The organism is Streptomyces sp. NPDC041205 (genome assembly GCF_055591765.1).
The window spans coordinates 282,370-309,115 of the sequence record NZ_JBVIZH010000008.1 but is presented as its reverse complement, the minus strand read 5'-3'; the positions used below and the strand labels follow the sequence as shown (position 1 = coordinate 309,115).

Below are 26,746 nucleotides of genomic sequence, written 5' to 3'. Positions count from 1 at the left end.
CGGGGCGACGGCCGTATTCCGCGCGCGTACCCGTGTGGCCACGCCGCACACCTGGGACCAGACTGTCTCCATGACGGATGCCACGGAAGCCAGCGAAACCATCACCTACGACGTCGTGGTCGTCGGGGCGGGCCCGGTCGGCGAGAACGTCGCCGACCGGGCCCGCGCGCACGGCCTGAGCACGGCGATCGTGGAGAGCGAACTCGTCGGCGGCGAGTGCTCGTACTGGGCCTGCATGCCCAGCAAGGCCCTGCTGCGCCCGGCCGTGGCCCGCGCCGACGCCCGTCGCGTACCGGGCCTGCGCCACCTCGTCGAAGGCCCCCTGGACGCGGCCGCGGTCCTCGCCCACCGCGACGACTACACCTCGCACTGGAAGGACGACGGCCAGGTGGGCTGGCTGGACTCCATCGGCGTGGACCTCTACCGCGGCCACGGCCGCCTCGCGGGCGCCCGCCAGGTCACGGTCACGGCCGGGGACGGCACGCTCCGGCGGCTCACCGCCCGCCACGCCGTCGCCGTGTGCACCGGCAGCCGCGCCGTCGTCCCCGACCTGCCGGGCGTCGCCGACGCCAAGCCCTGGACCAGCCGCGAGGCGACCAGCTCCGATCACGTCCCCGGGCGCCTCGTCGTCGTGGGCGGCGGCGTGGTCGGCGTGGAGATGGCCACGGCCTGGCAGGCCCTCGGGTCGCGGGTGACGCTGCTCGTACGCGGCGAGGGGCTGCTGCCCAAGATGGAGCCGTTCGCCGGGGAACTCGTCGCCGACGCGCTGCGCGAGGCGGGCGCCGACGTCCGCACGGACACCTCGGTGCGCGAGGTCCACCGGGAGGGCGCCACCCTCACCGTCACCCTCGGCGACGGCACCACCGTCGAGGCCGACGAGATCCTCTTCGCCACCGGCCGCGCGCCGCGCACGGACGACCTCGGCCTGGAGACGGTCGGCCTGGAACCCGGCGCGTGGCTGACCGTCGACGACAGCTGCAAGGTGACGGGCAGCGACTGGCTGTACGCCGTCGGCGATGTGAACCACCGGGCGCTGCTCACCCACCAGGGCAAGTACCAGGCCCGGATCGCGGGCGCCGCCATCGCCGCCCGCGCCCAGCAGGTGCCCCTCCTGGAGACCGACCGCTGGGGCACCCACAGCGCCACCGCCGACCACGACGCCGTCCCCCAGGTCGTCTTCACCGACCCCGAGGCCGCCTCCGCGGGCCTCACCCTGGCCGCCGCCGAAGCCGCCGGACACCGTGTCCGCGCCGTCGACCACGACCTCGCGTCGGTGGCGGGTTCGGGACTGTACGCCGACGGCTACCGCGGCCGGGCCCGCATGATCGTCGATCTGGACCGCGAGATCCTCCTCGGCGTGACCTTCGTCGGCCCCGGCGTCAGCGAACTCCTCCACTCCGCCACGGTCGCCATCGCCGCCGAGGTTCCCATCGAGCGCCTGTGGCACGCGGTCCCGGCGTACCCGACGATCAGCGAGGTGTGGCTGCGGCTCCTCGAGACGTACCGGGGCTGACGGGCGGCCCCGCCCCGGCGGCCCCATCAACGGCGGCCCGGGTCACGGTCGGTCGTACGACGGGCGGGGCCGCCCCGCGCCCTGCCCGTCGCGCAGACCCGTGCGAGCGCGCGGAACGCCTCGTCACCCCGCGCTGCGCACGCCCCGCCCCGCCTGCCATCGCTCGGCCGCCCGCCGCTTCCGCCGCAGCGCCGCCAGCTCCGCCTCGTCCTTGCCGCCCCAGACGCCCGACGTCTGCCCTGACCCCAGCGCGTACGCGAGACACTGCTCCACCACGGGACAGCGCGCGCACACCCGCTTGGCCTCCTCCTGATCCCGTTCGGCCGGTCCTGTCGTCCCCACCGGGAAGAACAACTCGGGATCGGCGTCCGCGCACGCGGCCCGGTGGATCCACTCCTGTCGCAGCGGTACCTCATCCATGGGGCGGCGGGTGCCCGGGGCCGCTCTGGACAAACGACCCCGGTTTGACGATTTCCCCGAGTGGTTACACGTGGATTTCCCGCCCCTGGCCCGGAGCACCCCGGGGCCGGGGCCCGCCGAGGAAGGAGAACCGGCCGTGCCACGAGGGTCGAATGCCAAGCGCGAGCGTCAGTACGAACACATCAAGGAGAGCGCCGAGCAGCGCGGCGAGAAGCCGGAGCGGGCGCGGGAGATCGCGGCGCGCACCGTGAACAAGGAGCGGGCGCGCAGCGGCGAGGCCAAGACCGCCTCCCGTACGTCGACGAAGGACATCTCGTCCGGCCGCAGGGGAGGCCTGCGCTCGCACAGCGGCGCCCAGGGGCCGACCCGCGACCAACTGTACGAGGAGGCCAAGCGGCGCGGGGTGAAGGGCCGCTCGTCGATGACGAAGGCACAGCTGGCGCGCGCTGTGGGCCGCTGAAGGGCGGGGCGGACGTCGGCACGGCCGGCGTCCGCCCCGCGCACGACGTACGCACCTGTGCCGGAGCCTCAGGCCCCGTCCGCGAGGATCCCCTCCAGATGCCGCAGCGCCGTCGTCACCCGCGCCGGATCCTGCTGGAAGAACGGGTCGTCCGGCACCGGCAGCGACCCGGCCAGGGCGATCCCCCGGCCGCGCGCCCACATGGCGTCGTCGGCGCCGACGGCCTCGCGGTACGTGGCGCGGGCCTGCGGGGGCAGGAACATCCACGCCGGTATCAGGTCGCACGCGGGGTCGCCCACGGCCAGCGTGCCGAAGTCGATCACCCCGGTGAGGTGGCCGTCGACGGACAGGAGATTGCCGGTGGCGAGGTCGCCGTGCAGCCACACCGGCGGCCGGTCCCACGCGGGGGCGGCCAGGGCCTCCTCCCACACGGCGGTCACCGCGTCCGTGTCGACCATCCCGCGCAGCTTCGCGATCTTGGCGCGTACGAGGGAGTCGGCGGTCAGAGCGTCGCACTCGGCGCCGACCCGAGCACCGCGGAAGGCATTGCTCCACTGCGGTTCGGGACCGCCCGTGGCATCGATCGACCGCAGCGCGGTCACGAACCCGGCGAGTTCCACCGCCGTCCGCCGCGGATCGGCCAGGCCGTCCGTCGTCGCGGGCTCGCCGTCGAGCCATCGGCAGATCGACCACGGGAACGGATAGCCCTCTCCCGGCTTCCCCCGCGCCACCGGCTGGGAGACGGCGAGCGGCAACCGCGGCGCCAGCCACGGAAGCCAGCGCTGCTCGCGCTCGACCTGGCCGACCCACCGTTCGTAGCGCGGCATCCGGACCGTCAGATCGTCGCCCAGGCGGTACGTGACGTTGTCCATGCCCGAGCGCGGCACCGGCCGGATCGGCAGGTGCGCCCACTGCGGGAACTGCGCGGTCAGCAGCCGCCGCACCAGCGCTTCGTCGACGCGGACGTCCCCGTCCTCGCCCTCCCCGCCGCCTTCTTCGTCATCCTCGTGGTCTTCGAAGTCGTCGTGATCCTCGTACTCCTCGTACGCGAACGGCTTGCCGGCACCACCTGTTGACACTGACTCTCCTCGACGCGACTCGACCGTACACGGCCCGGCGGCCGTGGCCACCGGATCCGCGAAGACCTCATCCCACCTACCGTGCGACCCGTTGTCCACCGAGTTTCCGCACGCCACAGCCATCCCGGCACGCTCATGTGCCCCGGCACGCGCGACAATGAGGCTGCGGCCGAGGGCACGGGACGGCACGCGGAGGACACACAGGCGGACGCACAGGCGGGAAAACGGGAGACGGATGAGCGGGACGGTGGCGGTGCCACGCGACGGGTGGCCGGTTCTCGCGGCGGTGGCCGTGGGCGGCGCGGCCGGGGCGTCGGCCCGCTATGGCGCGGCGCTGCTGTGGCCGGTCGCGCCGGGCGGCTTTCCGTGGACGACGTTCGCCGTCAACGCCGTGGGGTGCGCGCTCATCGGCGTCCTCATGGCGCTGATCGCCGCGGCCCGGACGCCCGCCCTCCGCCTGGTCCGGCCGTTCCTCGGCACCGGGGTGCTCGGCGGTTTCACCACCTTCTCCACGTACGCGGTGGACACCGAGCGGCTGCTGGACGGCGGCCGCCCGGGGACCGGCCTGCTCCACCTGGCGCTGACGCCGCTGACCGCGCTCGCGGCGGTGGGGGCGGCGACGGTGGCGACGCGCCGGGTCCTGGCGGCGCGGCGGGTCCTGGCGGCGCGGCGGGAGGTGGTCGGACGGTGAACTGGCTGTGCGTGGTGGCGGGAGCGGCGATCGGCGCTCCGCTGCGGTACCTGACCGACCGGGCGATGCGTGCCCGGTACGGACCGGCCTTCCCCTGGGGGACGTTCACCGTGAACGTGGTGGGCTGCCTCGTCCTCGGCGTCGTCACCGGCGCCGCGAGCGCGGGCGCGGCGTCCGCGCACACCCAGCTGTTCCTCGGCACCGGCCTGTGCGGCGCGCTCACGACGTACTCGACCTTCGGGTACGAGACGTGGCAGCTGGCCGAGGGCCGGCTGCCGCTCGCCGCGGCGGCGAACGTCGTCGGCAACGTCGCCGTGGGCCTCGGCGCCGCCTTCCTGGGCGTGGCGGGCGGCGAGGCGCTGTGGGGCTGAGCGGCGCCGCACCTCACGAGAGGCACGGCACCGGGACCCTTGGCTCGCCCGGCCGCTGCCTCAGCGGGCCCGGGCCAGCGCCGACGACACCTCCGCGGCCCACCGCCACGGCTGCGCAGTCCCGCCCGGCTGTGAGTTGAAGTACTCCCAGCCCATGACTCCGCCCATGTCCGGGTACTTGGCGACGAGGGCCCGGATCGTCGACTTCAGCCGGGCCGGGGCGACGTAGCCGCTGCCGCCGTTGGAGGGGTCCGTCAGGGTGCCGGCGACCACCTTGGACGCCGGTATCAGCCCGCGCCGGATCACCGCGTCGTAGCTGGACGTGGACGTCATGCTGCCCCAGCCGTTGTAGAACTGCGCGTTGAACCAGGCGATGTCGTCGCCCCGGGCGCGGTACAGCCGCTCGTAGTCGAAGCCCGACAGGTTCCCGCCGCCGCTGAGCGCGGACCCCACCGGGGCGAGCGTGATGAGGAAACCAGGGCCGAAGTCGGCGCGCAGCGCGTCGATGACGCGCACGATGCCCGCGAGGGACATCCGCTCCTCCACATCCAGATCGACACCGTCGAGCCCGTACCGCCGAATGAAGTCCCGCAACAGCGGGTAATACGTGTCGAATTCAGTGTCGAGCCGCGTGAAACTCCCCGGCGCCGCGCCCCCCACCATCGCCAGAACGTGCACGCCCTGACCCTGCATCTCCTTCAGATCCCGCCACATCTGGTCGTACTTCGCGGCGCCCGGCGGATCGTCGTTCAAGTGCACCGGCGCGTAGGGACCGTTGAGGTCATTCAGATGCACCGCGGCGACCAGCACATCGGTCACACCGGTCTTGTTCCTGGTCAGGCCCAGGGGCGAGACGTACGTGCCGTTCGTGTACTGCGTCTGGTAATAGACGACGACACGCTTGCCCACCGCGGCACGGGTCGCGGCCGTGGCCGCCGCACCCGACGTCACGGTCAGGGCGAGGGCACCGAGAAGGACGCTCCGTCTCTTCATCATCCTGAACTCTCCTCCAGGTGTGTCGAATTGCCGTGACACGGTCGTTCCAGGTCCCGGCAATTCTGACGAGGGAGGAGGGTTGAGGCTAGAGTGCGGCGGCAACTAATGCGCTTTAGTTGCCGCCGCGCTCCCCGCCCGATCGTGAGGGCCTGGCCGATGGCTCGGCCCTGGCCGAAGGGTCGGCCCTAGGCCGCGAACTCGCCCGCCAGCGCCGCCGCCATCCGCAGATGCGGCGCCGCCTCGGCGTCCCTGCCCTGGCGTTCCAGGGTGCGGCCCAGCATCAGGCGGGCGTAGCCCTCGACGGGGTCGAGGTCCAGGACCGTGCGCAGTTCCGTCTCGGCGCGGCGGAGCTGTGCCGAGTGGTAGTAGGCGCGCGCCAGCAGCAGGCGCGGGGCGACCTGCTCGGGGACCTCGTCGGCGAGCGGGGCGAGGATGCGGGCCGCCGTCGTGTACTCCTTGGCGTCGAAGAACTGGCCCGCGCGCTCCCAGCGCTCGGCCGCGGTGCCGTGGTCGAAGTAGGTGAACTCCACTGTGTGCCTCCTTGACCGCCCATAACGGTCCTAGAAAGTTGAATATTCCACGACTGGCATGCGCGGCCCGGGACGGGATATCGGATGTATCGGGTGTCTCGTCGAAGACCGGCTCAGGAGGAGGCGATGGGGTGGACAATGAGCCGACTTTCAGGACCCCGTCGCAGAGCGGCATCCGTGGACGTGGCGCGACCGGCGCCACGTAACGGAACCAGCGGCGGCAGCGGACGCGGCGCAAGCGGCGGCCGGTCGCCCGAGCAGAGGGAGCACATGCGGTGAAGGACATCTGGGCCTATCCGCCCGGCAGCGGCCATCAGGGCGTGCCGCAGGAGCCCATGACGGGATTCACGGTCGAGGCGACCGACGGTGTCATCGGGCAGGTGGACCGGCACGTGGACCAGCCGGGCCGCCAGCATCTGGTCGTGGACACCGGAGTGTGGGTGTTCGGCAAGAGCGTGCTGATCCCGGCCGGGGCCGTCACGCGGATCGACCGCGAGGCCGGGACGGTGACGGTCGGACTCTCCAAGGATCAGGTCAAGGAGGCGCCCCGGTTCACGACCGACAGCCAGACGACGGATCCCGCGTATCTCAACGAGGTGGGCGCGTACTACGCCACGCTGGACAGCGGCTCGGAGCTCTGACCCCGGCGCCGCCGCGCGGTGGCGGCGCCGACCGGGCCCGGGTCGGGGAGTTGCCCTGTCCGCTCCGGGTGCTCGGGGCTAAGTTGTGCCCTATGAGCAATCTTGATCGCGAGGCGGTGCCCGCGCTGTGCGGCGGTCGCGGGTTCGTCGTCGCGGAACCGGTGCGGGAACTCCTCAGCCCACGACGTGTGAAGCTCGGCGAGTCGACCGAGGTACGGCGACTGCTTCCGAACCTGGGCCGCCGGATGGTCGGCGCCTGGTGCTTCGTGGATCACTACGGCCCCGACGACATCGCCGACGAGCCCGGCATGCAGGTGCCGCCGCACCCGCACATGGGCCTGCAGACGGTGAGCTGGCTGCACGAGGGCGAGGTCCTGCACCGGGACAGCACCGGCAGCCTGCAGACGATCCGCCCCCGCGAACTGGGCCTCATGACGTCGGGCAGGGCGATCTCCCACTCCGAGGAGAGCCCCAAGTCGCACGCCCGCCTGCTGCACGGCGCGCAGTTGTGGGTCGCTCTGCCGGACGCCCACCGGCACACCGAGGCGCACTTCGAGCACCACGCCGACCTGCCGGTCGTGACCGCGCCGGGCGTCAGCGCGAAGCTGCTCCTGGGCGCGCTCGACGGCGCGGAGTCGCCCGGTACGACGTACACGCCGATCGTCGGCGCGGACCTGACCCTCGCGCAGGGAACGGATGTACGCCTTCCGCTGGAGCCCGACTTCGAGTACGCCGTCCTGTCCATGGCCGGCGAGGCCCACGTGGACGGAGTCCCCGTGCTCCCCGGCTCCATGCTGTACCTCGGCTGCGGCCGCACCGAACTCCCCCTGCGCGCCGAATCCGACGCGGGCCTGATGCTCCTCGGTGGCGAGCCGTTCGAGGAGGAGCTGATCATGTGGTGGAACTTCATCGGGCGGACCCAGGAGGACATCGAGCGGGCGCGGGCGGATTGGATGACGGGGTCGCGGTTCGGTGAGGTGAAGGGGTACGACGGGGAGCCGCTGGCTGCCCCCGAGCTGCCGCCGGTGGCGTTGAAGCCGCGGGGGAGGGTGCGCTGAGCCGGGTGGATGTGGATGGGCTGTCAGGTGTGGTTTGGGTCCCGTTGCGGCTGGTCGCGGCTGCTTCGAATACGAGATCCAGCGTCTGCTGTTGGGTGTCTCCGGGGGCCGCGGTAGCGGACGCCGTGGGAAGGGTGCACCTTCCACATGGCGTCCTTCGTCTCTCCAGGCCCGGTTCGTGCGGGGTACCGAAGATCAGATAGAGCTTCCTGCTGCCCTCGTCGACCCTCTCGAAGTGCAGCGTGTGGGTGAGACCGGCCTGTCGTAGCGTGGCTCGGTATTGCTCGCGCAGGAACGTGAACTTGTGCGAGGAAGGCGGGCTCGAAGATCACCATCACTTCGGCGCTGGGGTAACGCCCCCGACTCCTTGAGGAGTGAGAAGGGGATGTCGGGTCCGCCGAAGCTGTCGAGCAGGACGAACAGCGGTTTCACCAACGTGCCGGTGCTCCGCAGTCTCTGCAGATCACCGGGAGTTGGAGTCCGTTGCGGGCGACCTGATGCGGCGGGACAGTCTCAAGGCGGAGCAGGTGGGCGGTCGCGGGGAGGATGCGTGCGGGTGAGGACCTGGGGACCCGCCGGGGCCTGCGTCACGAGTCATCATGGACGGGCTGGTGAAGCGTCCGGGCCAGGCACTGAATGCTCTCGTCCACACGCTGCAGGTGCCGCAGGACGCGTCGGGTCGCGTTGATGTCCTTGGGGTGCGCCGCACCCTCGGTCATGCCGAGGTGGGCGGGGACCCCGAGCCCGCGTACGAGCGTGGTGTCGCCCTCGCCCTGGACGGCTGGCTGGCTGATCAGGGTCGCGAGGGTGCGGTCGATGCGGCAGGCCTCGTTCACGAGGCGCGGATCGGCGCCGATGTGGAGGCCTGCCGGCACCAGTTCGGCGGTGACAGCCAGGCTGCGGGCGTGGAAGGCCGCCGTTTCCAACAGCCCCAGCACCAGGAGCGCGGTGCGCCGCCGGGACCGCAACGGGCTGATCGGGGTGATCAGCGGCTGCACCGACAGGCGCAGACTGTCCAGGGCCACATCCAGTGCGCGGGCCGGACCAAGCAGGTCCCCGCCGGACTCGCCACCCAACTGGGCCAGCGATTGGGCGACCACCGCGCGCAGCCGCTCCAACACCTCACGCAGCAACTGGTCCGTGCGTTCCCGGGTGCGCACGGGCAGCACGAGGAGCGCAGCGGTCAGCCCGCATGCGATGCCCAGCGCGGTCTCCTCGATCCGCACCACCAGCAGACCCGGGGTGAGGGTGTGGAGCAGCGTGTACAGCATGCCGAGCATCGTGGTGACGAAGAAAGACATCAGCGTGTAGGACACCGCGAGCGTGTAGTACATCCCGAACACGCTGAGGCCCGCCAGGGCGAAGGCCAGCCAGGAGGCGTCGCCTATCAGTGCGGCGAGGGCCAGCCCGGCGACGACACCCGTCACCGTGCCGATCAGGCGTCGGTATCCCCTGACCAGGATCTCGCCGGTGGAGGTAGTGCCGATGAACACTACCCAGCACGTGAACACGGCCCAGTACCAGCGCTCGGGTGAGAGCAGTTCACCGCCGACGACGGCGAGCGCCGACCCGGTCGCGACCTGGAGAGCGGTCCTGGTGGTGGGGCGGATGCGGGGGCCCTGCCGGGGTACGGCGTCCTTCGTCAGGCCGGATCGTTCCGCCTTGAGCTCCGCACGCAACCGTGGTGCCGCGGTGGTTGCCTGGGGGGCCGGGGTCTGTCCGTTGACGGCCAGGCGGAGGCCGGACAGGGCGCGGGCGAGGTCTCCCGCCGAGCGGAAGACGTCCTGCATCGCCGGGGACGCGTCGGACAGATGCTCGTCATCGCGGTAGCCGAGCAGCCGGTCGCGCGCCTCGGCGGGATGGGCGCCCGCCGGGTGCAGCGGCCCCGGGCCGATCGTCGCGCGCAGCGCACGGAGCCGCGAGACCAACGTGGGGAGCGTCGTCGTATCGCGGGTATCGATGGCGGATCCGGCGGGGCGGACCTTCGTCAGGTGCGGGGTCAGGGTGTCGACGTCGGAGCCGGGCTCCAGGACCCGCAGCACGAGGATGGCCAGCCGCTCCACGGCCGTCTCCGCGTCCGCCACGCGGCGCTGGATGGCGGTGGCGGTGCGCTCATCGGGCGTACTGGTTCCCAGCCGGTTCTGGATCATCAACGCGGCCGTGTGCAGACGGGCCGTGCGTCGGCGCAAGGCGGCGATCGCCCGCTCGGCGCGCGATCCCTCCCGCGTGCCCTCGGCCACCTCGATCAACGCGTCGATCACCAGCATCAGACGCAGATGGAAGGCTCGCTGCAGACATGCCAGCGTCCGCCCGGGCGGCGAGCGCAAGACGGCGAACCGGACCAGCGCCGAGCTGCCGAAGGCCACCAGCACGGCCAGGAACAGCCGCGGCAACTGCTCCACGCGGGTCTCGACGAACTGGGTCACGAAGAAGAGCTGAAAGGAGAAGACGCCCAGCGCGGTCGCGCGCCGGCCCAGCCGCCGGATGTAGAGGGCGGCGAAGATCAGCAGCACGAACACCACGTCCGCCGCGACCCGGTACGGCGCCAGCGCGCTGCCGACCGCCATGACCGCCAGGGCGACCGGCACCCCCATCGCGAGCGTCAACGCCTGATCGCGCGGCCGGGGTTCGGTGACCGCGGCCGTGCTGACCATCGCCGTGAGGGCACCCGTCACCAGGATCGGCACCGGGGCATCCAGCGCCGCGAGGACGCCGAGCGTCAGCAGCACCGCGCAGACCGTGCTGAGCGCGGACCACATCCGGATCAGTCCGGGATCGGATGCCAAGAACCGATCATGAACGTCCGCCAACCGTGTTCGTGCCCGCTGCATGCCCCCGCTGCTTTCTGGCCGAGTCGATGGTGAAGGTGTTACGCCGCCGACTCGCCGAGCGAGGCCAGGAAGTCGTCCACGCCGACCACGTTGTGGGAGACCATGTTCAGGCCGCGCATCATCGCCTGATAGGTGACCAGGCCGCCGGGAGCGGCTATGGCGTCGGTGAACGCGGTGACGTGGTAGCCGCGCTCCATCGCGGTGCGGGCCGTCGACTCCACGGCCATGATCCCGGAGACCCCGGCGATCGCCAGGTACTCAACTCCGCGTTGCCGCAGCTGGAACTCCAGGTCCGTGTGCTGGAGAACGTCGAGGCCCTTGTGCGGCGCCAGGACCACGTCGCCCGGCCGGGGAGCCAGCTCCTCGTGGAACTCGGTGTTCCACGTGCCGGCCGTGAACATCCGGTTGTCGAACATCTGCCGGTGGATTCCGGAAACGTGCCTCCAGGCCGTGTAGTCCTCCTCGGTGAAGGAAGTCCTCGAGTAGAAGACGGGAACGTCTTCGTGCTGCCGCACCCCGGCGATGAGCTTCTTCAGGCTGTTGACCGTGTCCAGGCGTTCGTACTCCGGCGCGTAGATGGAATAGGCCTTGCCGTCCTTCGAGAAGTTCTCGTTGACGAGGTCGACGAGCAGCAGCCCCACTCGACCGGGTTCATAGGTGCTTGCCATGGCTGTCCTCCAGCGTGGAAATGGTCAGCGACGGGCCCGCGGCTCCGCGAACCAATCGTTACAAGTAATGACTGTAACGTAAGTGATCGTCGAGTGCTAGCCGCTCCTGACGCCGCCTGCCGCAAGCGCGCGGACGCCAACCGGCAGGGGCGTGGCCGCCGTTGGCGGTGCCGGGAGTCGGGATGTGCTGCTCCCCGGGCATCGCCCAGGTACCGGCCGGGGCCCGGATCGCTGCCCGGCTGTGCGATGGCGGCTCCATGGTCTGCCGGAGGAGGCGGGCCGCGGAGGCCAGGAACCTCGGATCGGGCCGTGCGGTCAGGCGCGGGCGGCGACCTCGACGCGGTTACGGGCTCCGAACTTGCGCTGAATGCCGCCGAGATGGGTCTTCACTGTGGAGAGGGTGACGAAGAGAGCGGCGGCGACCTCGTCGTTGGTCAGGCCTTGGGCGACCATGGCGACGACTTCCTGCTCGCGCGTGGGTGGCATCGGTGTGGGGCGTGGGCATAGGGGTGGGGGTCCTTGCTGGGGGCCGTGTGGCTTGGCGGTCAAGGGCCACACGATGAGTAACGTTACGGGGAAGCCGCGTAACTGAATCCAGGTCCGCGGCCCTCGGGGAAGTCAGTGGTGGCTGCCGGGGGCGGGCGCGGTTCAGGCTGGCCCCGGCCGGTCGCTCGGTCCGACGAACTCGGCGCCGGGGCCGATCGGTACGAGGAGGTTCAGTCCGCCGTAGGGGTAGGCGCGATACCGGCCGCGGGAGCGTTCGGCGTGGTCCCTGTAGACGGCGGTGATGCCGTCCTAGGGATGTCCGCCGAGGGCTCAGCGAGCTTGCTGCGCCGGGTTCGAGGGCGCCGTCTCAGTGGGTGTGGTCCAGCGCGGGGGTGACGGGGTGGGCGAGGAGCTGGTCCATGCGCCGGTGGCTGTCCTCGTCGGCGGGGGTCCACACGGTGACGATGGTTTCGGCGACGGCGGGCAGCTCCATGCGCGTCAGGGACAGCGACAGGTCACCGACCGCGGGGTGGCGGTAGGTCATGGTCTGGGTCGGTGGTGCGGCGACGTCGTGGGCGGCCCACAGCCGTGAGAACTCCGGGCTGATGGTGGCGAGCGAGCGGATCAGCTCGGTCCAGGCCGGGTCGTCGAGGTGGCGGGCGAAGTCGGCGCGGAACGAGGCGACCATGTGGGGCAGGCCGATGTCGCGGTTGACGAAGCAACGGCAGCATTCGGGGGTGGTGAACATCTCCCACAAGACGTTGCGGGAGCCCTCGGGCGCGGTGAGCCGTGGCCACAGCGCGGCGGCCGCCGCGTTCCAGCCCAGCATGTCCCAGCGGCTGTTGATGGCCGCGGCGGGGAAGTCGGAGATGGCGTCGAGGATCGCCTGCAGCGTAGGGGTGATCGGATCGGCGGTGGTGGCCACCGCGGGAAGCGGCACCTCGGCCAGGCGGAACAGGTGAGCGCGCTCGGCCGCGTCCAGGCGCAGGGTGGCGGCGATGGCGGAAAGGATCTGCGCGCCGACGTTGATGGGGCGTCCCTGTTCGAGCCAGGTGTACCAGGTGATGGAGACCCCGGCCAGGTGGGCGACCTCTTCGCGACGCAGTCCTGGTGTCCGGCGGCGCAGTCCTGGTGCCATGCCGACCGCCGCGGGCGTCAGGCGCTCACGGCGGCTGCGCAGGAACGAGGCGAGTTCGGTGCGGCGAGGGGCAAGAGCGGAGTTCACGCACCCATCATCAGCCACCCCCGGCACCGGTTGCCAGGTGCTGCCGGCACCAGCGTCGGCAGCGTCTGGCAATGGTGTCGCGGCGGCCACAGGCTCGTTCTGCGACACCTCGTCCGACAAGTGCCTGGAGGTCTTTGCCGTGCGTGCCGCGCCGTACACCATGCGATTCACCGTCCGCGGTTCCGAACTCGGCCCCCATGAACAGGTGCTGACGAGACCGGACGGCACCCTCGCCGCCGAAGCGCACAGCGTCAGCGGCCTGCCGGCTGCCCGACCCCGGCGACGGGCCGACGATCCGGCGCGCGAGCCGGGCACATGCCGCCAACTCCGTCCTGCTGGACCTGGCGTGAACACGCGCCTCATGCCCGCGACTGAGTCAGCCGGGCCGAGGAAGGTGACATGAAATACCGTCTGGGACGAATAGATCACGGCTTCGTGCCGCGCAAGCTCACGGTCAGTTACGTGGCTGTCTGCACCGGTGCGGTCGACATCGCGGGACTGCGCACCGCGTTCGGGCTGCTGTGCGGCAGGTATCCGATGCTGCGCGGCACGATAGAGACGACCGGCGAGCAGTGCTGGCTGCACATCCCCGACGACGGCACCAGCGCCGCGACCACCGAGCTCATCGAAGGTACGGTCTCCGACTGGCTCGAGCACGGCCTGACGGTCCTGGACCCCGCACGCGGCCTGGCGAAACTCACCATCGTGGCCGAAGGCCAGCAGACCGCGGTCGCCCTGCAGGTGTCTCACGCGATCAACGACGCCACACTGGGACTTCAACTGCTCGAATACTTCTGGCACACCGCCGCCACCCTGCCCGTGAGCGCGGCCTTGTCCGATCCGGCCCCGGTGCACCCGCGCAGCCTCGAAGACGCCTACCGCGCCCGCGCCATGACCCTGCCGGACCTCGCCGTGACGAACTCGGGCCCCGTGCACAGCACCGCCGTCGCTGACACCGGTGCCGACGCGGTCTTCGCTCCCGAGCCGGCCCAGCGGGTCTGTCTGTCGCGCGGCGACACAGCCGCGCTGCTCGCTCACGCGCGGACAGCCGGGACGACCCTGCACGCTCTGTTGGCCGCGGCGATCATCCGTGCCGAACGTGCGACGCTCACCGCACCAGCCGAGGCCCCAGAACTGCCAATGATCATGTTCCACCTCGCCGATCTGCGCCCCCACCTGCAGCCCGTGGCACTCCCCGACGAGGTCACCAACGCCCTGGGATTCACGCCCACGGTCACCGCGTGCGGGCCCGCTTCGGATCTGGAGGTCCTGGCCAAGGAGACGAAGGCGCAGATTGTCGCCGGTATCGAGGGCGGCACGGCACTCGCGGTCATGTTGACCGCGGCGTCTGCCGCCGCGCAGGGCCGCGCGCGTACGAGCGTCGGGAACTTCATCACCAACTGGGGCCCGGTGCCCGAACTCGCTGTGCCGGAGGGGATCGAGATCGTCGACTTCCGCGGCTTCGCCACCTCAGAGGCGGTGACCTGGGTCGGCTACTTCGTCTCCACCTTCACCGGGCGCTGCAGCATCGAACTGGCCTACTCCCCGCAGTACCACCGGCGCGCACAGATCGCGCAACTGCGGGACCTCATCGCCGCGGGTCTGGCCGAACTGACCCACCCCACGGCGCGCTAGCGCGTGGCAGGCGGCCGTCGCGATGTCCGGCTTCGGCCCAGTGCCTCTGGTGCGCCGGTGAGGCCCGGCACCAGCCGACCGGCCGAGCCAGGCGCTGGTGGAATTCGTCTTTCGGCTGCTCCACCGGGCCGTATCCGCTCAGATCATGGAGCTGTGCCCCGGCCTGCCGGTCCTCTCCGTGAAGGGCCCCGTATCCGCATTCCCGGCTCTCACGCCATCCGACAAGGGCAAGTAATGAAGGCTCAGCACCTATCCGTTCCGACGACCGCGGCGAGAGGCAGCGTGGCGCTGCCCGGCAAGGCAGGTGCTTCGTCATGACGGTCACCGCACCCCGCCCTGCCGCCGCACCATCCAGTGCCTCCGTTCCGTCGGCGCGCGTGGTCATCACCACGCTCCTGGCAACGACCTTCCTGGTCAAAGCCTGCGGATTCGCCTACGACTTCCTCGGTTACTCCATCAGCGACGCACACGGCACGACAGCCGCCGGCGGCGCGTTGACGCTCTTCGGGGTCGGCTGGTGTGTCGGGCAACTGGCCAGCGGGGCGATGACGGACCGGCTCGGAGCCCGCACCGCGTGCACGACAGGACTGCTGCTGGCCGCCGCGGTCTGCGCCGGGCTCACCGTGGCCAGCAGCCTGAACGCACTGATGCTGCTCGCCTTCTGCCTGGGCTGCACCATGGACGTGCACAGGCCGGCCGTCTCCGCGCAGATCAACGAACGCCTGACGAATGAGGGAGCGCGCACCCGCGCCCAGGGCTGGGTCTACTGGGTTTCCAACGTGGGCATCTCGCTGAGCGGCGGCGTCGGCGGCTTCGTGGCCCAGGCCCACGGCTACCGGTTCCTGTTCGCCCTCAACGCCGTCGCCTGCGTGGCCGCGGCCCTCCTGGTGCGCCGCATGCTGACCGGCCGCCCCGCCGCACCCCGGGCCGAACACGCGCACGTGACCTACGCACAGATCATCTCCGACGCCCGGCTGCGCTGGATGGTGGCGGCAGCCATCGCGGCGACGACCTGCGCCTACGGGCTGATCAGTGTCCTGCCCCTGGTCATGAGCGCGGACCACCTTTCTCCGTCCGCGTACGGCACCGCCATGCTCGCCAACTCGGCTGCGGTCCTGCTGCTCAGCCCGCCTCTGACCCGCCTCCTGGTGGGCCGCGACGACCGCGTCCGATACCCCATCGGCCCGATGCTCGCCGGGGGCAGCCTGATCCTCGGCGCCGCCATGGCATTGGCGGCACTGCAGCACACCACCGTGGGCTACGCCACCGCAGCGGTGATCATGGTGCCCGGGGAGATCTGTTACAGCGTCGCCGCCGGTGCCTTCGTCGCGACGGCCGCCCCGGCCGGTGCCATCGGCCGTTACCAGGCCGCCCTCAGTGTCGCGGGCGCGATCGCCTCGCTCACCCCGCTGGCCGTCGCCGGTGCCCTCAACGCGGGAGGGCGCCCCCTGGTGGCCGGCCTGCTGGTGGCGAGCGCCGTCCTCGGGGCCCTGGCCTGCGTGCCTCTCTCGCGCACTCTGCGCGCACCGGCCCCAGCAGATCCAGCCGGGCACCGCCACCTGCCGAAGTGACCCTGCGCCAACCACTCTTCCCGCACTCCGTACAGCATCATGAGAGGAACAGCACCATGAAGGTAGCGATCGTCGACGGGTATTCCACCGGGGCGACGCTGGCCAAGCGGCTTGCCCAAGCGGGTGTCGCATGCATTCACGTGCGAAGCCGGCCGGACACCAGCGCCTTCCTCCTGCGCTCATTCAGCCTCGACGACTACGTCCTCGACCTGGGCTTCACCAGCGACTTCGACGACCTCGCGCGGGAGCTCGCGCGCCTGCACGTCTCCCGCGTGCTGGCCGGTACCGAAACCGGCGTCGTGCTGGCCGAGATGCTCGCGAGCGCGTTGAGTCTGCCGACCAACGACCCCGCGCTGGTCGCGGCCCGCCGCGACAAGTCCCTTATGCGGCAGGCGGTCCAGGCCGCAGGACTCGCGACCCCGCACACCACCGTCGCCCACTCCGCCCGCGCCGCAGCCGACTGGTTCACCGCGTCAGGGCTCGACGAGGCGGTGGTCAAGCCCCTGGCCAGCGCCGGCACCGACGGCGTGACGTTCTGTGGCTCGGCCGAAGAAGTCGGCCAGGCCGCCACCGCCGTCTTCGCCACCGCCAACATCTTCGGCGAGCCCAACGAGGCCGTGCTCGTCCAGGAACGCCTGCACGGAACCGAGTACTGCATCAACACGGTCTCCTCCGGCGGAGAACACCACGTCGCCGAGATCTGGCAGTACACCAAACGCCTCGGCCCGTCGGCCGCACCCATCTACGACTTCCAGGAGCCGGTCGAACCCGCCAGCAGCAACGGGCAAGCCCTCCTCGCCTACGTCCGCGACGTACTGGACGCGCTCGGCATCGCCGAGACGCCCGCACACACCGAAGTCATGCTCACTCCCCGGGGACCGGTGCTCATCGAGACCGGGGCCCGCCTGGGCGGAGCCACCGGGCCCGACGTGGTGGACGCCCACCTCGGCCCCTCCCAAACCGCCCTGGCCGTCACCGCCACGATCGACCCCGCGTCCCTGCGCACCCGCAACACCCCCGCCCCGGGCCGAGGTCCGGTGCTGCGATGGGTCGACTTCATCAACCACCACCCCGGCCCCGCCAACCCCGACGCCCTCACCAAGATCGCGGAACTCCCCAGCGTCATCGCCGTCTTCCCCGGCTTCGCCCCCGGCCAGCACCTCGCCCCCACCAGCGACATGCTGACCTCACCCGGATTCGCCTACCTCGCGGCCAGCAACCGCCAAGAGCTGATCGAGGACTACGACATCCTGCGTGCCTGGGAGCACGAAGGCCTCTACACCAGCTGACCACGAAGGCCTCTGCATCAGCTGACGCCGAGACACAGCACGTCCAGCCCCTGCACCGTCAGCAGCGGCTCCACCGGTCCAGAAGTCGCCGCGCACGGTGAGCCCGACCGGCGCATCACTCAACGGCGCCCTGCCGCACGGCCCGATCCCCAAGCCACCGGGCCCACTTCTCCTCGCCAGCGTGGCAGAGCACGAAGAAAGATCATGAACAAGGTCACTGCCCACGAGAACCACACCGTCGCGGTGCTGCACCGGATCGCGGCCCGAGGCAGCCGGGACGCAATCGCCCCGGGCGAGTCGCACCCCCGCGTGCGCGGCTGTAGCGGGCGCAGGCAGCGATCGACGCCCCCTGAAGGGCGCGCTGCCGGCCAGGACGCTCGCAGCAGCGCTTGCACCACTCCACTCCGTACAGCGTCGGCAGCGCGGCTCGCTGCGTGCCGCGCCCGTGTCCGTCGAAGAGAGAACCCCGTGACCAACTCGATTCCCCCCGCCGTAGTCGAAGGGAGAACCCCGTGACCAGCTCGATTCCCCCCGCCGTACCGGCCCAGGAAAACCTGGGGCATCCGGCGGACCGCATCCGCCGGCGGGCGCAGGCGGCGGCCGCCGACACCGAGCGCCGGCGACGCCTGGCGCCGGACGTGCTCGAGGAGCTCCGCGATGCGGGCCTGATGCGTTCCGCAGCGCCCGCACGCCTGGGGGCCGCGCAGGCCCCGCCCGCCGACGCACTCGCCGCCGCCGAGACGATAGCCAGGGGCGATGCCGCCACCGGCTGGTGCGTGGCCATCGCCGTGACCACCAGCCTGCTCGCGGCCTACCTGCCGGCGGACGGCGCAGCCGAGATCTTCGGCGACCCGCGCTCGATCGCGGCAGGCGTGTGGGCGCCGCGGGGGAGGGCCCGCTGCGTCGACGGAGGGGTGGTCGTCTCCGGTCGCTGGCCGTTCGCCAGTGGCATCAAGCATGCGGACCACTTCTTCGGCGGCTGTCTCGTGGACGACGGCCGGGGGAGCGAGGGCGGCGTGCCGGTGCCGCGCACCGTCGCCATCCCGGCCGCGCAGCTGCGGATCCTCGACGACACCTGGCACACCTCCGGACTCCGCGGAACGGGCAGTCACGATGTCGTGGCCGAGAACGTGTTCGTGCCCGCCCACCACACGCTGTCCCTGGCGGACGGCCCGGTGATCGACGCTCCGCTCTACCGGTTCCCGGTCTTCGGGTACTTCGCCCTGGCCGTCGCCGCGGCGACACTGGGCAACGCTCGCGGGGCCATCGATGACCTGAGCGACCTCGCGGGCCGCAGAACGGCCTACGGATCGCGTCGCCCGCTGAGCGAGAAATCGACGACGCAAGCCGCGCTCGCGCAGGCAGAAGCCTCCCTGCGGGCCGCCCGCGCCCTGTTCTACGCGGCCATCGAGGACGCCTGGCGCGCCGCGCACGCCGACGAGACGGTCACGACGGACCTGCGCGCCGGACTGCGCCTGGCGGCCACCCACGCCGCCCGCACCTCCGCGGACGTGGTGCGGGCCATGTACGACCTCGGCGGTGGGTCGGCCATCTACGACGACTCGCCGTTGCAGCGCCGCTTCCGGGACGCGGCCGCCGCCACCGCCCACATCCAGGTCGGCCCGGCCACCTGGGAGACGACCGGCCGCATCCTGCTCGGCATCCCGACGGACGCGGCCCTGCTGTAGGGAGCGTTGCGGCACAGCCCCCGCGGGCAGGCGCGGATCGTTCCCGCAGCCGCCCAGGGCATACGACGGTCCTGCCCCTGGGGCACCGCCTCGGGGCCACTGCACCCCGCCCGGGCCCTCACAGGACGGCATGACCTTGGCCCTGAACTTCCCGCTGTCCGCGGGCACCCGACCAGCCGGAGGCTACTCGTCATGCTCCTGCGCCCTGATGGTGGGCCACAGCATGGCCACCACACGCTCTGCGTGATCGTCCGGGGTGCTCGCTCCGGTCTGCAGGTAGTCGCCGAAGTAGCTGCCGAAGCAGAGAACGACCACGGTGTCGAGGTCGGCGTCCGTGCGCACCGCGCCGGCTTCCTGCAGGTGCCGGAGGGTTCCCAGCAGTTCCGCGCAGCGCGGTTTGTTGCCGTGCTCGCGCATCTGCTCGAACAGGGCCGGTTCGCGCTCGGCCTCGCTCATGAAGTTGCCGTGCAGCGCCATCGCCCGCTGGTTGTGGTAGCGGGGGTCCAGGCGCCGAACGGCCTCGGTGAACGCCTCCAGGGGCGTCATCGAGTCCACGTCCAGGAGAGGGTAGGCCTCGCGCTGCTTCCGCAGGCCGTAGTGGAGCGCGTCCACCACCAGGTCGTGCTTGTTCGGCCAACGTCGGTACAGGGTGGGGCGGGTGACTCCGGCGTCCGCCACCACGTCGCCGATCGTCATCCGCGTGTACCCGTCGATGGCCAGGCGCACCCGCGTGGCCTGCAGGATCGCCTCCTCGATCGCCGGATCCCGCGGCCTGCCGCCGGGATGCGGCGTGCGCTCCTGCGCGGCGGTGCGCGTCTTCGTCCCGGCCGTGCGCCGCGGTCGGTGGGCGCGACCGGCGCTCTTCTCGTCCTTGCTGCTCACAGCGTGTTGTCCCTCCTTGTTGGCGTCCACACTAGCCAGCTCCGGGCCCCCGAAGCAGTTTAATTTCAGACATTGACTGTAACGAAACTTGTGGTGCATGGTTGTCCCGCCGGACAGCGCGCCCCTCGCCGAGCGCGCCACTCGCCAGCGTCTCGCTCGGGCAGCAGTCCCTGGCCGTCGCGCACCCCGGTTCTTCCAGAGCGGGCCAGCCGCACCCGGTGACCCATTCCGGCACCTGCCGAACGAAATCTGCAAGGAATCTCATGAGCACTGAAAAGCACCCGGACCGCACTGCGTCCGCTGTCCCTACGGCCGCAACGGCGCGCGTCACTTCCCTCGCCTCCCTGGCGTCGGCGCCCGCGGTGGCGCAGGACCAGCAGACGGCGGCGGCCAGGCCGACCGTGGTGCTGGTCCACGGGGCCTTCGCCGACGCCTCCGGCTGGACGGAGACCGCCGCCCGGCTGCGCCACCAGGGCTTCGGGGTCCAGGCGGTGGCCAATCCGCTGCGGGGCCTGGACTATGACACGGCGTATCTGAAGGGCATGCTCCAAGGCGTCGAGGGTCCGAAGATCCTCGTCGGGCACTCCTACGGCGGCGCCGTGATCACCAACGCGGCCGCCGACGTCCCCGGCGTGAAGGCGCTGGTCTACGTCGCCGCCTTCGCCCCGGACGAGGGCGAGACGCTCGGCGGACTCCTTGAGCAGCACCCGGACCCGGGCGTCCCGCCGCTGCCGCAGCGGGCCTGGCAGTTCACCCGGCCCGACGGGAGCACCGGCACCGAAGTCATGCTCGACCCGGCCGCGTTCGCCGCCGCGTTCGCCGCGGATGTGCCCGCGAAGACCGCGGCGCTGATGGCCGCCTCTCAGCGGCCCATCGCAGCCGAGGCCTTCGGCCAGCCCGTCCAGCAGGCCGCTTGGAAGACCATCCCGTCCTGGGCGCTGGTGGCCAAGAAGGACCACGCCATCGCCCCGAGCCTGGAGCGCTTCATGGCCAAGCGCGCCGACGCCCACATCACCGAGGTCAACAGCTCGCACGCGGTCATGGTCAGCCACCCCGACGTCGTCAGCGATGTGATCAACCGGGCCTACCACGCCACCCGCTGACCCCCAGGCTCCGCGCGGAAGCCCTCCCCCGCGGCCGCGCGGACGGCGCCCGCCCGGTGGCATCCAACCCATGGCCACCGGGCGGGCCGCCCCTGCCCCACTGAAGTCGCACACATCCCGCTCCGGCGGACCGAGAAATCCGAGGAACCCCATGTCTCTGCTCGACCCTGCCCTGTGGTCCGGAAAGATCAACATCGACGGCTGGCAGGACGCCTCCGGCGGCAAGACGGCCGTCATCAATCCCTCGACCGGCGACACCCTGGAGCACGTCGGATCCGCCGACGGGAGCGACATCGCCCGTGCCGCCTCCCGTGCGGCCGAGGTCCAGCGCGCCTGGGCCGCCACCACGCACACCGAGCGCGCCGCCATACTGCGGCGGGCCGGTGAACTGTTCGCCGCTGCCGCGCCGGAGATCCAGGACTGGCTGATCCGCGAGAGCGGCAGCACGCGGGCCAGAGCCGTCTTCGAGACGGACCAGGCCGTACAGGAGTGCTACGAGGCGGCCGTGCTGTGCTCGCACCCGATCGGGCAGGTCATGCCCTCCGCCGAGCCGCGGCTGAGCATGACCCGCCGGATGCCCGCCGGAGTCGTCGGCGTCATCTCGCCGTTCAACGTACCGCTGATCCTCGCGATCCGGTCCGTCGCCCCGGCCCTGGCGCTCGGCAACACCGTGGTCCTCAAGCCGGACCCGCGCACCGCGGTGAGCGGCGGCGTCACCATCATGCGGATCTTCGAGGAGGCGGGCCTGCCGCAGGGCGTGCTCACCCTGGTTCCCGGCGGCGGGGAAGCCGGTGCCGCGCTGGTCGACGACCCGCACGTGCGCGTCATCTCCTTCACCGGATCCACCGGGGCCGGCCGCAAGGTCGGCGAGGCGGCGGCCCGGGGCGTCAAGCGCGCACACCTCGAACTGGGCGGCAACAACCCGATGATCGTGCTCCCCGACGCCGACCTGGACCGCGCCGTGTCCACGGTCGCCTGGGGCTCCTTCTTCAACCAGGGCCAGGTCTGCATGGCCACCGGACGCATCCTCGTCCACGCCGACATCGCCGAGGAGTTCACCGCGCGTCTGGCGGCCAAGGCCGAGCAGCTCACCGTCGGCGACCCCGCCACCTCCGACGTCGACCTCGGCCCCCTCATCAACGCCCACCAGCGCGACACCATCCACGCCCAGGTCACCACCAGCATCGCCGCCGGCGCCCGGCTGCTGGCAGGCGGCACCTACGACAACCTCTTCTACCGCCCCACCGTCCTCGTCGACGTTCCCGACGACGCGCCGGCCTACGCCGAGGAGGTCTTCGGCCCCGTCGTGCCCGTCCGTACGTTCACCACCCTGGAGGAGGCCGCGCGGCTGGCCGCCGACGACGCCTACGGCCTCTCGCTCGCCATCCTCACCCGTGACGTCATGACCGGCCTCGAGCTGGCCGAGCGCATCCCGAGCGGTCTGGTGCACATCAACGACCAGACCATCAACGACGACGCCCTCATCCCCTTCGGCGGCGTCGGCTGGTCCGGCACCGGCGCCCGCTTCGGCGGCGAGGCCAACATCGACGCCTTCACCGAGACCCGCTGGATCACCGTCCGCGCCTCCCAGCCCGTCTACCCGATCTGACCCAGCCCAAGTCGGCCTGAGCGCGTGCACCCGCTGCCCCGCGGGCGCACGCCGCCACGGCCGCCACATCCGGCGGTCCGGCACCGCCCCTGGTGCCGGACCGGCCCCCTGCCCTCCAGCCCGACCCCGCATCCCCGAAGGGCCCTCCGCGATGTCCGACCTGACCTTCCTCGCCCTCTCCGGCAGCCTGCGCAGCTCCTCCCACAACACCGGCCTGCTGCGCGCCGTGCAGCACCTCGCGCCGCACGGCGTCACCATCGACCTCCACGAGGGACTGGGGCGGCTTCCCTTCTTCAACGAGGACCTCGAGGAAGGACCCGAACCCGCCGCCGTCGCCGACCTGCGCCGCCGCGTACGGGAAGCCGACGGCGTCATCATCGCCACCCCCGAGTACAACTCCGCCATCCCCGGCGTGCTGATGAACGCCCTCGACTGGCTCTCACGCCCCTCCGGACAGCACGCACTGCACCGCAAGCCCGTGGCCGTCCTGGGCGCGTCACCGTCGCAGTTCGGCACCGCCCGCGGCCAGCTCGTCCTGCGCCAGATCCTGCACCGCATCCAGGCCCCCGTGGTGGCCCACCCGGAGGTCACCGTCTTCCAGTCCCACCGGCGCTTCAACGCCGACGGAACCTTCAGCGGTGACGACATCACCGAGAACCTGCTGCGCGCGCTGCTGGCCGAACTGGTCGTCCTGACCGACCTCCACGCCCCCGCCGACGCCATCTGACACCGCCCCGACACCGACTCGCCCCCGCCCTGGCCGAAGAAGCCACCGGGCAGGGGGTGGTGAACGGACCCAGGGCGCACTCCTCAGTCCCGGGACCTCCAGACACACCGCCAGCGCCGCGCCTGGAGAAGGCGGGCCTGCCCCGACACGTACGCGCTCCGCACGCGCTGCCTCCACCTGCAGCAAGGGCCCAGCAAAGGCCGGACTCGTCGTGGCCAGCGAGACGCCGATCAGCGCCGACGGCTCAATGGCCCTCGCCGAGCACTGCCTGGTCCACCGCGCCCTCACCGAGGGCCCGCTCATCGACACCACCCCAGCCCCGGCACATCCGTGAGAAGGCCGCTGTGGTGTCCACCCGCACGGTGAACACCCGAGCGGCGCTGACGGTCAAGGCACCGCGCGGAAGTTCGTCGCGGACACCCGGGTGCCGGCGGCCGGCACGGACATGTCCGGCCTCCGCCTCGCACGCGAGCCTGGAGCGGGCGCGGGACCCGCATCGCCACAGCAAGGATCAAGGAATTCAGCATGGCAGAACTTCGCATACTCATCGTCGGTGCCGGGATCGCGGGCCTGTCCCTGGCCCGGGCCCTGGAAGCCCAGGGCATGAGCGCCGACGTGGTGGAGCGTGACGGCGAACTGCGCTCCGCAGGAGCCGGGCTGTATCTACCCGCCAACGCGGTGCGCGCGCTGAACCAGCTGGGGCTGCGCGAACAGCTCGCCGGGCGGGCACGCCCCGTGACGCGGCAGCGGATGCTCGACCACCGCGGCCGCATCCTGGCGCAGATCTCCCTGTCCAGGATCTGGGGCGAGGTGGGCGGCTGCCTTGCGATCAGCCGCAGTGAACTGCACGCCATGTTGTGCTCCTCGCTCGTCGCCACGCCGATACGGCTCGCCACCGCCGTGACCGGCATCAGCGACGAGGGAACCGTCACGTTCGCAGGCGGAGAACAGCAGACGTACGATCTCGTCGTCGGCGCTGACGGTGTCAACTCCGCCGTGCGCCGCACCGTGTTCTCCCCGGCTGAGCCGCGTTTCCTGGGGCAGGTCTGCTGGAGGTTCATCGCCAAGCAGACGCAAGGCAACGCCGGGAGCACCGATTGGACCGTGCGACTGGGCAGCAGGGGCCGTACCTTCTTGACCGTCCCCCTGACCCGTGAGCTGGTCTACTGCTACGCCGACATCAACAGCGCACATTCCGTGCCTCCGGCCGGTGACTGGCGGTCCCTCTTCGCTGAGTTCGCCGGTCCGGTCCGATCCTTGCTGGAACAAGCGGAGGGCGCGTACTTCGCGCCGCTGGTGGAGATCAGCGTAACGGACTGGGTACGCCCGCACGTGGTGCTGATCGGCGATGCGGCCCACGCCTGTTCACCCAGCACGGCCCAGGGCGGAGCGATGGCCATCGAGGACGCCCTCGTGCTGGCCGACCTGCTCAGCACGGCGAGCCCCGAGTCCCTCGGCACGGCTCTGACCGCCTACCAGGCACGGCGCAAGGACCGTGTCGAGTGGGTCATCAAGCAGAACCACCGCCGCGACAGGACCCGCAACTTTCCCTCGCCCGTGCGCAACCTCACCCTCCGCTTCGGCGCAGAACGCCTCGTGCGAGCCAACCATGCTCCTCTGCACGACGTGCCGTAGCGCTCCGTGGCGCGGCGCGGCGCGGCGCGGCGCGGCGTGGCTTGGCGTGGCGTCAGGCGGGCGGGCGGCGATCACCGGTGGCCAGGTCCGCTATGAGCCGGTCGCGGCTTCGCCGGGACGCTCGTACGCGGGGCGGGCCACAGGGGAGCGACGATGCGCCCGGTCAGGTCGTGCGGCGTGTGCCGGCCAGTGCGCAGGTAGCCGCCGCAGTGGCTGCCGTGACAGTGGGGGACGGCGGCGTCGAGGTCGGCGGGGGAGACCGGGTCCGGCTCGCGTTCGGCCTCGGCCATGAAGGTCCCGTGCAGCGCCATGGCGCGCGGGTTGTCGCAGCACGGATCGTGCGGCTTCGGCGGACGCCGCCAGCGATCCGAGCAAGTTTCGTTACATGACTTGACTGTAACGTAAGTGGTGCAGCAAGATCTTCCACATCGGACGGCACGCCGGGCCAGCCAAGGCCCTCCCTGTGTCAAGTCCCCGCCGCAAGGCGGGATGTGTCTCCTGATTGGTTCGCTACGCGGCGCCTCGCCGCCCTGTCAACGAAGGAACGTCATGAACACCCTTAAGCGCACCCGTGCCGCCGCAGTCGCCGGCGCCGCTGTGGCCGTCATCACCGCCGCCGTGCCCGTAGTGCACGCGGACGCCGACCCCGCCAAGTCGGCGGCGAAGCAGGCCAAGCCGACGGTGGTGCTCGTGCACGGCGCGTTCGCCGACGCCTCCGGCTGGGAGCAGACCGCGTCCCGGCTGCGGCACCAGGGTTTCCCCGTACAGGCGGTGTCCAACCCGCTGCGCGGGCTGCACTACGACAGCGCCTACCTCACGGGTCTGCTGAAGGGCGTCAAGGGGCCGAAGATCCTGGTCGGCCACTCCTACGCCGGCGCTGTCATCACCAACGCCGCCACCAAGATCCCTGACGTCAAGGCCCTGGTCTACGTCGCCGCGTTCGCCCCCGACAAGGGCGAGGCCCTCGGCGGCCTCCTGGAGCAGCACCACGACCCGTCGGTGCCCGCGCTGCCGCAGCAGACCTTCCAGTACACCCGGCCCGACGGCAGCACCGGCACCGAAGTCACCCTGGACCCCCAGAAGTTCACCGCCGCGTTCGCCGCCGACGTCCCGGCTCGCACCGCCCGGTTCATGGCCGCCGCGCAGCGCCCCATCGCGGCGGAGGCATTCGGCGAGCCCGCCAAGAACGCCGCGTGGAAGACCATCCCCTCCTGGGCTCTGGTCGCCAAGCAGGACAAGGCCATCGCGCCGAGCCTGGAGCGCTTCATGGCCAAGCGCGCGGGCGCCCGCACCACTGAGGTCAACAGCTCCCACGCCGTGATGGTCAGCCACCCCGGCACCGTCACCGAGATCATCAAGCGGGCCTATCGCGCCACCCGATGACCTGCCCCGCCACGGACCAGCACCGGGCGCACCACGCCTGCCCGGTGGGCACACCCCTCAGCCCACCGGGCAGGTCTTCCACCTCGTGCTCCCGGTCCTCACGCGACCCGAAAGACACCCCTGTCATGCGCGACCTGCGTTTCCTCGCGCTGTCCGGAAGCCTGCGGCGCCACTCCCGCGACACCGGCCCGCTCCGCGCCCTGAAGAGCCTGGCACGGCCCGCCGCCATCTCGTCCTGCGCCAGGTGCTCCACCG

At 71.5% G+C, this 26,746-nt stretch carries 25 protein-coding genes and 1 pseudogene; 16 read left to right on the top strand and 10 right to left on the bottom strand.

Features of this window, described 5'->3' with window-relative positions; genetic code table 11:
* The first annotated feature begins 70 nt into the window (after positions 1 to 70).
* Positions 71 to 1,513, top strand: a complete 1,443-nt coding sequence (locus ACZ6BG_RS31150; protein WP_469007570.1) for a dihydrolipoyl dehydrogenase family protein — start codon at positions 71 to 73, stop codon at positions 1,511 to 1,513.
* 123 nt (positions 1,514 to 1,636) lie between these two features.
* On the opposite strand, the gene ACZ6BG_RS31145 is transcribed toward ACZ6BG_RS31150, so the two are convergent.
* Positions 1,637 to 1,933: a WhiB family transcriptional regulator gene (locus ACZ6BG_RS31145; protein ID WP_469007569.1), complete on the bottom strand. Its 297-nt coding sequence runs from the start codon at positions 1,931 to 1,933 to the stop codon at positions 1,637 to 1,639.
* Between the two features lie 136 nt (positions 1,934 to 2,069).
* Between ACZ6BG_RS31145 and ACZ6BG_RS31140 the strand changes: the two genes are divergently transcribed.
* Positions 2,070 to 2,393 (top strand): plasmid stabilization protein, encoded by a 324-nt coding sequence (locus ACZ6BG_RS31140; protein ID WP_469007568.1) that lies wholly within the window; start codon positions 2,070 to 2,072, stop codon positions 2,391 to 2,393.
* 68 nt (positions 2,394 to 2,461) lie between these two features.
* Here the strand turns inward: ACZ6BG_RS31140 and ACZ6BG_RS31135 are convergent, their stop codons facing one another.
* On the bottom strand, positions 2,462 to 3,472 hold the full coding sequence (locus tag ACZ6BG_RS31135) for an aminoglycoside phosphotransferase family protein (protein WP_469007567.1): 1,011 nt from the start codon (positions 3,470 to 3,472) through the stop codon (positions 2,462 to 2,464).
* Positions 3,473 to 3,707: 235 nt separating this feature from the next.
* On the opposite strand from ACZ6BG_RS31135, the gene ACZ6BG_RS31130 reads away from it, so the two are divergent.
* The gene (locus tag ACZ6BG_RS31130) at positions 3,708 to 4,163 is read left to right on the top strand and encodes a fluoride efflux transporter FluC (protein ID WP_469007566.1); all 456 of its coding nucleotides are present in this window, start codon (positions 3,708 to 3,710) and stop codon (positions 4,161 to 4,163) included.
* Positions 4,160 to 4,534 carry a fluoride efflux transporter CrcB gene (crcB, locus tag ACZ6BG_RS31125; protein WP_469007565.1) on the top strand — a complete coding sequence of 125 codons (375 nt, stop codon included), beginning with the start codon at positions 4,160 to 4,162 and terminating at the stop codon, positions 4,532 to 4,534. The genes ACZ6BG_RS31130 and crcB overlap by 4 nt, the downstream gene beginning before the upstream one ends.
* 60 nt (positions 4,535 to 4,594) lie before the next feature.
* Here the strand turns inward: crcB and ACZ6BG_RS31120 are convergent, their stop codons facing one another.
* A complete protein-coding gene (locus ACZ6BG_RS31120; protein WP_469007564.1) occupies positions 4,595 to 5,530 on the bottom strand; it encodes a glycosyl hydrolase family 18 protein in 936 nt (311 codons plus the stop codon).
* A 185-nt stretch (positions 5,531 to 5,715) separates the two neighbouring features.
* Positions 5,716 to 6,060, bottom strand: a complete 345-nt coding sequence (locus tag ACZ6BG_RS31115; protein WP_468460622.1) for a tetratricopeptide repeat protein — start codon at positions 6,058 to 6,060, stop codon at positions 5,716 to 5,718.
* Between the two features lie 275 nt (positions 6,061 to 6,335).
* Between ACZ6BG_RS31115 and ACZ6BG_RS31110 the strand changes: the two genes are divergently transcribed.
* Both ACZ6BG_RS31110 and ACZ6BG_RS31105 read left to right on the top strand, forming a co-directional pair.
* Positions 6,336 to 6,701 carry a PRC-barrel domain containing protein gene (locus tag ACZ6BG_RS31110; protein WP_469007563.1) on the top strand — a complete coding sequence of 122 codons (366 nt, stop codon included), beginning with the start codon at positions 6,336 to 6,338 and terminating at the stop codon, positions 6,699 to 6,701.
* Between the two features lie 92 nt (positions 6,702 to 6,793).
* Positions 6,794 to 7,759: a pirin family protein gene (locus ACZ6BG_RS31105; protein ID WP_469007561.1), complete on the top strand. Its 966-nt coding sequence runs from the start codon at positions 6,794 to 6,796 to the stop codon at positions 7,757 to 7,759.
* 587 nt (positions 7,760 to 8,346) lie between these two features.
* Here the strand turns inward: ACZ6BG_RS31105 and ACZ6BG_RS31100 are convergent.
* The 4 genes and pseudogenes from ACZ6BG_RS31100 to ACZ6BG_RS31085 form a co-directional block, all read right to left on the bottom strand.
* Complete coding sequence (locus ACZ6BG_RS31100; protein ID WP_469007560.1) at positions 8,347 to 10,545, bottom strand: FUSC family protein; 2,199 nt, start codon at positions 10,543 to 10,545, stop codon at positions 8,347 to 8,349.
* An 83-nt stretch (positions 10,546 to 10,628) separates the two neighbouring features.
* A complete protein-coding gene (locus tag ACZ6BG_RS31095) occupies positions 10,629 to 11,258 on the bottom strand; it encodes a cysteine hydrolase family protein (RefSeq protein WP_469007559.1) in 630 nt (209 codons plus the stop codon).
* 315 nt (positions 11,259 to 11,573) lie between these two features.
* Positions 11,574 to 11,741: pseudogene (locus tag ACZ6BG_RS31090) on the bottom strand (helix-turn-helix domain-containing protein); the annotation flags it as partial.
* Between the two features lie 370 nt (positions 11,742 to 12,111).
* Positions 12,112 to 12,969 carry a helix-turn-helix transcriptional regulator gene (locus ACZ6BG_RS31085; protein ID WP_469007558.1) on the bottom strand — a complete coding sequence of 286 codons (858 nt, stop codon included), beginning with the start codon at positions 12,967 to 12,969 and terminating at the stop codon, positions 12,112 to 12,114.
* Positions 12,970 to 13,368: 399 nt separating this feature from the next.
* Between ACZ6BG_RS31085 and ACZ6BG_RS31080 the strand changes: the two genes are divergently transcribed.
* From ACZ6BG_RS31080 to ACZ6BG_RS31065, 4 genes are all read left to right on the top strand, one after another.
* Entirely contained in the window at positions 13,369 to 14,604 is a 1,236-nt protein-coding gene (locus ACZ6BG_RS31080; protein ID WP_469007557.1) for a phthiocerol/phthiodiolone dimycocerosyl transferase family protein, read from the top strand.
* A 314-nt stretch (positions 14,605 to 14,918) separates the two neighbouring features.
* On the top strand, positions 14,919 to 16,175 hold the full coding sequence (locus ACZ6BG_RS31075; RefSeq protein WP_469007556.1) for an MFS transporter: 1,257 nt from the start codon (positions 14,919 to 14,921) through the stop codon (positions 16,173 to 16,175).
* Positions 16,176 to 16,231: 56 nt separating this feature from the next.
* The gene (locus ACZ6BG_RS31070) at positions 16,232 to 17,464 is read left to right on the top strand and encodes an ATP-grasp domain-containing protein (protein ID WP_469007555.1); all 1,233 of its coding nucleotides are present in this window, start codon (positions 16,232 to 16,234) and stop codon (positions 17,462 to 17,464) included.
* A 512-nt stretch (positions 17,465 to 17,976) separates the two neighbouring features.
* Positions 17,977 to 19,152, top strand: coding sequence for an acyl-CoA dehydrogenase family protein (locus ACZ6BG_RS31065; protein ID WP_469007554.1), 1,176 nt, complete (start codon positions 17,977 to 17,979; stop codon positions 19,150 to 19,152).
* A 183-nt stretch (positions 19,153 to 19,335) separates the two neighbouring features.
* On the opposite strand, the gene ACZ6BG_RS31060 is transcribed toward ACZ6BG_RS31065, so the two are convergent.
* Positions 19,336 to 20,034 carry a TetR/AcrR family transcriptional regulator gene (locus ACZ6BG_RS31060; RefSeq protein ID WP_469007553.1) on the bottom strand — a complete coding sequence of 233 codons (699 nt, stop codon included), beginning with the start codon at positions 20,032 to 20,034 and terminating at the stop codon, positions 19,336 to 19,338.
* Positions 20,035 to 20,297: 263 nt separating this feature from the next.
* Here ACZ6BG_RS31060 and ACZ6BG_RS31055 point away from each other — a divergent pair, with 263 nt between their 5' ends.
* From ACZ6BG_RS31055 to ACZ6BG_RS31035, 5 genes are all read left to right on the top strand, one after another.
* Positions 20,298 to 21,137, top strand: a complete 840-nt coding sequence (locus ACZ6BG_RS31055) for an alpha/beta fold hydrolase (RefSeq protein WP_469007552.1) — start codon at positions 20,298 to 20,300, stop codon at positions 21,135 to 21,137.
* Positions 21,138 to 21,288: 151 nt separating this feature from the next.
* Positions 21,289 to 22,746 (top strand): benzaldehyde dehydrogenase, encoded by a 1,458-nt coding sequence (locus ACZ6BG_RS31050; RefSeq protein WP_469007551.1) that lies wholly within the window; start codon positions 21,289 to 21,291, stop codon positions 22,744 to 22,746.
* 151 nt (positions 22,747 to 22,897) lie between these two features.
* Complete coding sequence (locus ACZ6BG_RS31045) at positions 22,898 to 23,473, top strand: NADPH-dependent FMN reductase (protein WP_469007550.1); 576 nt, start codon at positions 22,898 to 22,900, stop codon at positions 23,471 to 23,473.
* Between the two features lie 211 nt (positions 23,474 to 23,684).
* A complete protein-coding gene (locus ACZ6BG_RS31040) occupies positions 23,685 to 23,807 on the top strand; it encodes a hypothetical protein (RefSeq protein WP_469007549.1) in 123 nt (40 codons plus the stop codon).
* A gap of 191 nt (positions 23,808 to 23,998) precedes the next feature.
* Positions 23,999 to 25,108, top strand: coding sequence for an FAD-dependent monooxygenase (locus ACZ6BG_RS31035; RefSeq protein ID WP_469007548.1), 1,110 nt, complete (start codon positions 23,999 to 24,001; stop codon positions 25,106 to 25,108).
* Between the two features lie 71 nt (positions 25,109 to 25,179).
* Here ACZ6BG_RS31035 and ACZ6BG_RS31030 read toward each other — a convergent pair whose 3' ends face one another.
* Positions 25,180 to 25,419 (bottom strand): hypothetical protein, encoded by a 240-nt coding sequence (locus ACZ6BG_RS31030; RefSeq protein WP_469007547.1) that lies wholly within the window; start codon positions 25,417 to 25,419, stop codon positions 25,180 to 25,182.
* 238 nt (positions 25,420 to 25,657) lie between these two features.
* On the opposite strand from ACZ6BG_RS31030, the gene ACZ6BG_RS31025 reads away from it, so the two are divergent.
* Entirely contained in the window at positions 25,658 to 26,491 is an 834-nt protein-coding gene (locus ACZ6BG_RS31025) for an alpha/beta fold hydrolase (protein ID WP_469007546.1), read from the top strand.
* The last annotated feature ends 255 nt before the right edge of the window (positions 26,492 to 26,746 follow it).